1 protein-coding gene is annotated in these 1,215 nt (G+C 59.0%); it reads left to right on the top strand.

The window, feature by feature from the left end:
• Positions 1-1,170: IS256-like element IS1249 family transposase (locus FME68_RS12915; RefSeq protein ID WP_230309007.1), on the top strand; the 1,170-nt coding region annotated here is incomplete at its 5' end.
• Positions 1,171-1,215: the final 45 nt, after the last annotated feature.

Below are 1,215 nucleotides of genomic sequence, written 5' to 3'. Positions count from 1 at the left end.
AACCAACCACGCTGCCACTGCGGCGGTGAAATGAAACGCAACGGCACCACCAGCAAAGGCACCACCAGATGGCGCTGCAAACAATGCGGCGCCTCCAGCGTCAAACGTCGAAACGACATCACCAACGCGGCAGTGTTCACCCAGTTCATCGAGCATTGCACCACCGCAATATCACTCGACGACCTAGCCAAACGAAACGGTGTTAGCCGCGCCACCATGAAGCGGCGCTTCAAGTGGTGCTGGCTCGTTGATGTGCCTGACCCCACCGCCGGCCACCACAAGCGGATCTACGACCAGGTATTTCTCGATGGCACCTACACCGCCGGTGGCTGCCTGATCGTCGCGGCGACCATCGACCACGTGATCGCCTGGCACTGGTGCAAACACGAAACCACCCGCGACTACCAACTGCTGCTTGAACGCATCGAAGCCCCACTCATCGCCGTCATCGACGGCGGCCAAGGCGCATACAGCGCAATCAAAAAGTGCTGGCCGACTACGAAAATTCAACGCTGCCTCGTCCACGCCCAACGCGTGGTCCGCCGCTACACCACCACCAACCCACGCACCGATGCCGGGCGCACCATCTACCGACTTGCGCTGAAACTGACCCGGATCACCACACTGGATGAAGCCGCCGCGTGGGGTGTGCAACTGCACGAGTTTTCAACGATCTACCGGGAATGGATGAACGAGAAAACCATGATCAAAGACCCCAAAACAGGTGCATGGACCCGCGTGTGGACCCACCACAACGTGCGCAAGGCCTACAACAGCCTCAACCATCTTTGGCGGTCCGAGATGCTGTTTGTCTACCTCAACCCGCCAGCAGGAGTCCTTGCGCCCGAGCGGATCAAATCCACCACCAACAGCTTAGAAGGCGGCATCAACGCCCAGCTCAAACTGCTCGCCAGAACCCACCGCGGCAGATCAGGCGAACGACAACGCCGCATGCTGGATTGGTGGCTCTACTTAAAAACGGAACTGCCTGACGATCCAGTACGAATCGCCAGGCAGTCCGACTGGGGCCAGGGCCAACTCGCCAAAGTATCCACCCTGACCCAAACCGAGAACCAAGCCGACCACGAAACAGGACGCCCAGCCCTCTACGACAACGCTATCGACACCGACTACACCCACTCAATCGGCATTCAAAAAGGCCAAATCTAACCCCCGCGACACGCCGAGCCAGACACACATTTTGACCCTTAACCC

Origin of the sequence: Corynebacterium hiratae (assembly GCF_009708045.1) — a bacterium.
Classification (GTDB): domain Bacteria; phylum Actinomycetota; class Actinomycetes; order Mycobacteriales; family Mycobacteriaceae; genus Corynebacterium; species Corynebacterium hiratae.
This window is presented reverse-complemented; position numbering and strand designations above follow the sequence as displayed.